Raw genomic sequence first — 5,672 nt, 5'->3', positions numbered from 1 at the left:
TGAGTTACTTGTAACTCAAGGCTTTAGCCTTGAATATCTTTTACAACCCCTTCAAAAACCTCTGCTGCCGGACCTGTCATATAGACATGATTATCTTTTTCAGACCATTCTATCTTCAAGTCTCCGCCGGCAAGATGGACTGTCGCCTTCCTTTCAGCAAGACCCTTTAAGTTTGCAGCAACTAAAGATGCGCATGCGCCTGTGCCGCAGGCAAGGGTTTCGCCAGCGCCCCTCTCCCAGACACGCATCCTTAATTCCTTTTTATTTATTACCTGAATAAACTCCACATTTGTCTTTTTTGGAAATATAGGATGGGTTTCTATCATTGGACCCAGCCTGCTTACTGGAAAGTTATACACATCATCAACAAAGATTACACAATGCGGATTGCCCATTGACACACAGGTAATTTGAAACACCTCGCCGCCGATATTTACTTTATGGTCAATAACCCTGCCATCAAGATTAACAGGGACTTTTCTTCCCTCAAGTATTGGCTCGCCCATATCAACCTTGATAAGTTCTCCTTTTCTTTCCACCTGTATTATTCCTGCCAATGTCTCTATTGACAAAGAATCTTCCTTTAGTTTTTTACTCCTGACTCCTGACTCCTGACCCCTGACTTTTTTGCCCCATATATATTTTGCAAGACACCTTATGCCATTCCCGCACATCTCAACCCTGCCGCCGTCTGCATTGTATATGTCCATCCTGAAGTCAGCAGCAAATGATGGATATAAAAGCAGCGCCTGATCAAAACCAATGCCGAACTGCCTATGAGAGAGTTTTTTCACCACATCAGGCAGATTCGGAATATCAATATTTCTACAGTCAATGAGAATAAAGTCATTCCCGAGTCCGTGCATTTTTGTAAATTTGATTTTCATAATGCAATTAAAACCTCTCCCCTTTTATTAAATCCTTGTATAATTCCCGCTCCCTTATTATACGAAACTTGTTTCCATTAACCATCACCTCGCAAACCCTTGGTCTTGAATTATAATTGCTTGACATGGAAAATCCATAAGCACCTGCACTCATTATCGCCATCAAATCCCCTGACTTAAACGGCGGGAGTTCCCTGTCCTTTGCAAAAAAGTCCCCTGACTCACATATAGGACCCACAACATCGACAATAATCTCTTTCTTTGAGGTATTCTTTTTTACAGGTTTTATTGTATGATATGAACCATAGAGGCTGGGTCTTGCCAGATCATTCATTGCGGCATCAACGATAATAAAGTTTTTCTTTGTCCCCTTTTTTGTGTATAAAACCTTTGCAACCAGTATGCCTGCATTTCCTACCATGACCCTGCCTGGCTCAAATATCAAAGTTACACCAAGCCCCTTTGTATCATCTATAACAGCCACGCCGTATTTGCTGGGGTGCGGCGGTTCTTCCATATCATAGGTGATACCCAGTCCTCCGCCAATATCAAGATACTTAATATCAATGCCCTCTTCCCGCAGTCTTGAAATAATATCTTTTGTCTTCTTAAGTGCATCAACAAGCGGCGACAACTGCGTTATCTGCGAACCTATATGGCAGTCAACACCAATCGGGATAAGGTTTTTCAGATTATTCTTTGCGTAAACATATTCCTTTAAAGCCTCTTTTGTCTCTATGCCGAATTTATTTTTCTTGAGCCCTGTTGAGATATAAGGATGGGTCTTTGGGTCAACATCAGGATTTACCCTGATTGCAAAAGATGCCTTCTTCTTTAATCTGCCAGCAATCTTATCTATTGTCCGCAGTTCCTCAGGTGATTCAACATTGAACATGAGGATGCCTGTCTTAATGGCATACCCTATCTCATCTTCCCTTTTTCCCACACCTGAATATACAACCTTCTGTGGATGGACACCTGCCTTAATTGCCCTGAAAAGTTCACCGCCTGACACAATATCAACACCGCTCCCCTGCTTGATAAATGTATTGAGGACTGCGATATTTGAATTAGCCTTTACAGAATAGCAGATTATATGTGATACCTTATTGAACGCTGTATCAAAGGCATGATAGTGCCTTGTAAGTGTTTTATGGCTGTAGATATAGCATGGTGTCCCGACTTTCTTTACGATTTTTTCTATTGAGACACCTTCGGCATAGAGTCTAACGCCTTTGTAATTGAAAAAGTGCATTAAAAAAACCTCCTGCATATTAATTTAATCCTAAGAACTTTATAAAATACCTTGTATGCGGATGACTGCCCTGCTGGCAAACCGTCTGGATGGGAGGCTTTTATGAGGATTTTTCTCCCTCAAGGGATAAAAATGTTTGCAGGCAGGGCAGTCATCCGCTATTCTAGCAAGATTCTTTACCCCTTATTCCTTACCACCAGTCTGTAATGACCGTCAGGCTCTTTTTCCATTTCAATAATTTCATGTCCATCGCCCTTAAGGCTTGACGGCACATTGCGGATAGGTTCACCCTCATCCAGATAGATTGCAACTATAGTCCCGGCATCCAGTGTCTCTAAAAATAGTTTTGCCTTTACATAATTTATTGGACATGCAACGCCTTTCAAGTTTAATACCTTGCCTGCTGCAACAGGTTTTACCGGTTCTTTTTCTGTCTTTGCTCCTCCTCCAACCTCTGACGGAAATCTGAAATGCGGGTCCATCTGTTTGTAAAGGTTTTTTATATGCCCATAAAATTCATTCACACTGCCGTAGATTTTTGCAAGTTCATCCTGAACAGCCTCGCCTGCAAGTTTATTGTAAATATCCATTATGCTTCTAAATCTTGATTCAGCAATCCCTTTGTCAATAAATCCGTTTATAAAGGATTCAATCACATCCTTATCCTCTTTCGGCTCCAAACCTTTAACTACCTGAAGCGCCCTTGCGCTGTAGATTAAGGCATCCTTCAGATAATTGGGGACAGATTTTAAATCTGTCCCCAGAAGAGTCTTTGCCAGATTAAGGCTCTTTTCAGCCTCTGCCAAATCTGAGTCTATCAAATCAAGAACCCCTGCGCCGCATTCCCCTGGACCAATCCCTGCAAGAGAGAAATCCTCATCCCTCTCCCAGTCTTTGTAAAAACTTGCATCCTCATTATAATCAGGGCAATAGGAATAGGAATTGAGCAAGTCCTTCATGAGTTTCACCCCTTCTTTTTCAAGAAACTCATGGACTGTGTCATAGTTATTTACCTTATCCTGAACCGTTCTAAAATATTCTTTCAAGAATTTGGGGACATTCCTTGCAGGCACAACGCCGACCTCTTGAGCAAATCGAGTGCTGTCTTCTCCTATCCTGCCGCCTGCCAAAATCTTATAGAGCGGCACAGGCTTTGCCCCAACCTTTCTTGTCATGCCCTGAAGTCCGATTACGCCCAAAACATGCTGTCCGCAGTTATTCGGACATACGCTGCTTTTGATTCTAAACCCTTTTAGAGCCTCCATATCAAGCCTATCTGCTCCAAATTCCTTCACCATTGCGCGGGCAAGGGCAGGCGAATTGCATAAGCCCAGATTGCATGTTGTAGCGCCCTTGCATGCAATAACCCCTGTTAGATTGTTTGAACCAATGAATGCATTGCCGTTAAATATGGTTTGAAGTCTTTTATACAGAGCAGGCAAAGCGCTGCCGTCAATATTGCACAGGAGCAGGTTTTGATTTTGGGTTGTCCTGAACTCTATATCAGGAATAAGAGCGCCCAAACCTGCAAGTTCTTCCGCTGCTAAAACATCCATATCACCCTGCGGGACATCAAGTTCAACAGCATAATAGCCATCCTGTTTTTGAGATATGAGATTATATTTGATGAAGTCCCTGAAACCTTCTTCCAGAGTTTCAAACTTTTCCAAATCAACTGGCTCAAGTTTCTTCAAATCATCTTTAAATCGTATATCCCTTAAACCTGCATATTCTGCTTCAATGAGCGCATTCAACTCATTTTGATACAAGGTCTTGAACCTTTCAAACCCCATATCCTGAATCAAAAATCTCAATCTGTTCCTGTGCCTGTTTAATCTGTCCCCGTGCTTGTTATACGCAAGCATTACTGCCTTAACCACATACCCTGTCTTTTCCAGAGGTATAAAATCCTCAAGCATTTGTCCTATTGCAGAAGATGCGCCCATGCCTCCGCCGCAGTAAACCCTGAAGCCCTTTGCGCCATCTTTTTCCTTTGCGAGCAGTCCAACATCGTTTACAAGCGCATAGGCGCAGTCTGTATAGCATCCTGAAAAACTGACCTTGAATTTTCTTGGCAGTCTTGTTGACACAGGGTCTTTGAGGAGATATTCGGTTATGTTTACAGCATATTTTCTGACATCAAAGACCTCATCCTTGCATATGCCTGACAGATAACATGCAGCAACATTCCTGACAGTATTGCCGCCCCCTCCGATTGTGGAAAGGTTATAATCCTTCAAATAATCAAGAACCTTAATAGTATCTTCATAGGAAACGCCATGCAGTTGTATATCCTGACGATCTGTTATATGGAGTTTTAAATTGAATTTTTTGGCTGTGTCGGCAATCGCCTTTAACTGTTCCGACGTGATGCTGCCTGCTGGTATCCTCACCCTTCCCATCAACTGCCTTGACGCCCTCTGGGAATAAAAGCCGAAGGGAACCCTGATGCCCTTGAATCTGTCGGACGAAATCCTGCCGCTTAAATATTCCGTTAAAGATTCGCTGTAGTTTTTTAATGCAGTTATGACTTCGTTAGGCAATTTAAACATAATACTCCCTTCCTGCTTGAAACTATATATCATATCAAGCAGTCATGCTCAACAGGTTTTGCAATGTTTTTCTATCTTTGATTACTGATTATCATTGATACTGTTGGCGGCTTTGGAGGGGCTTTTTTGCCGCAGCCGCTCAAGATAGTGAACAGTGAACAGTGAACAGTGAACAGTAATAAAAATATTAAATGCCTTTTCAGTTTCTTGCTTCTGACTTCTGACTTCGGGGCACCCAAACGAAGTTTGGGTCGTTTGACTTTTGACTTTTTCACTTCATCTCCTTCTCTATATCTCTTAACCTCTGGCTGACTGTTTCAACTGCTGTGCCGCCTTTTACCCCTCTGCTATTCACAGACATCTCAACAGATACAACATCTTTTATATCTTGAGCAAATGCCTTTGAAAATTGTTTCCACTCCTCTATTGTCAGGGCATCCAATACCTTTTTGTTTTTTATGCAATAGATAACAATTTTGCCGATAACATGATGACTTTCCCTAAACGGCACACCCTTTTTAACAAGATAGTCTGCTGCGTCTGTTGCTGTAAGAAATCCTGCCCTCGTAGCGGCTAGCATATTTTGTTTATTCACCTTCATTGTCTCAAGCATTGGAGAAAAAATCTTGAGGCAGTCCTTTACAATATCTATCGTGTCAAATAATGCCTCCTTATCCTCCTGCATGTCTTTGTTATATGCAAGAGGCAATCCCTTCATCACAGCAAGAAGTGTCAGAAGACTGCCATAAACCCTTCCTGTCTTTCCCCTCACAAGTTCAGGCACATCAGGGTTTTTCTTCTGCGGCATAATGGATGAGCCTGTTGAAAATGCATCTGATAATTCAATAAAACCAAACTCCTGTGAAGACCACAGGATGAGTTCCTCGCTTAGCCTTGAAAGGTGCATCATCAGTATTGACGCTGCTCCACAAAATTCTATACAGAAATCTCTGTCGCTTACGGAGTCAAGGCTATTAT

The 5,672-nt window shown here is 42.1% G+C and carries 5 protein-coding genes; all 5 read right to left on the bottom strand.

Translation table 11 applies throughout. The annotated features are described in order from the left end of the window. Positions 1 to 23: 23 nt before the first annotated feature. On the bottom strand, positions 24 to 881 hold the full coding sequence (locus HZC45_09600; protein MBI5683391.1) for a diaminopimelate epimerase: 858 nt from the start codon (positions 879 to 881) through the stop codon (positions 24 to 26). Between the two features lie 13 nt (positions 882 to 894). Further along, a complete protein-coding gene (gene lysA / locus HZC45_09595) occupies positions 895 to 2,142 on the bottom strand; it encodes a diaminopimelate decarboxylase (GenBank protein MBI5683390.1) in 1,248 nt (415 codons plus the stop codon). Between the two features lie 176 nt (positions 2,143 to 2,318). Further along, a complete protein-coding gene (locus HZC45_09590) occupies positions 2,319 to 4,694 on the bottom strand; it encodes a sulfurtransferase TusA family protein (GenBank protein ID MBI5683389.1) in 2,376 nt (791 codons plus the stop codon). A gap of 71 nt (positions 4,695 to 4,765) precedes the next feature. Beyond that, a complete protein-coding gene (locus HZC45_09585) occupies positions 4,766 to 4,969 on the bottom strand; it encodes a hypothetical protein (GenBank protein MBI5683388.1) in 204 nt (67 codons plus the stop codon). Continuing rightward, the coding region (gene argH, locus HZC45_09580; GenBank protein MBI5683387.1) for an argininosuccinate lyase at positions 4,966 to 5,672 on the bottom strand (707 nt) is incomplete at its 5' end. The genes argH and HZC45_09585, both read right to left, overlap by 4 nt.

Source organism: Deltaproteobacteria bacterium, from assembly GCA_016223005.1.
Classification (GTDB): domain Bacteria; phylum Desulfobacterota; class GWC2-55-46; order UBA9637; family GWC2-42-11; genus JACRPW01.
Note: the sequence above shows the minus strand (reverse complement) of the source record. Positions and strands in the feature narration are given on the sequence as shown.

Coding starts and splice junctions, on each gene's coding strand:
- HZC45_09590 (MBI5683389.1), bottom strand. CDS start 4,694: ATGTTTAAATTGCCTAACGAAGTCATAACTGCATTAAAAAACTACAGC.
- lysA (MBI5683390.1), bottom strand. CDS start 2,142: ATGCACTTTTTCAATTACAAAGGCGTTAGACTCTATGCCGAAGGTGTC.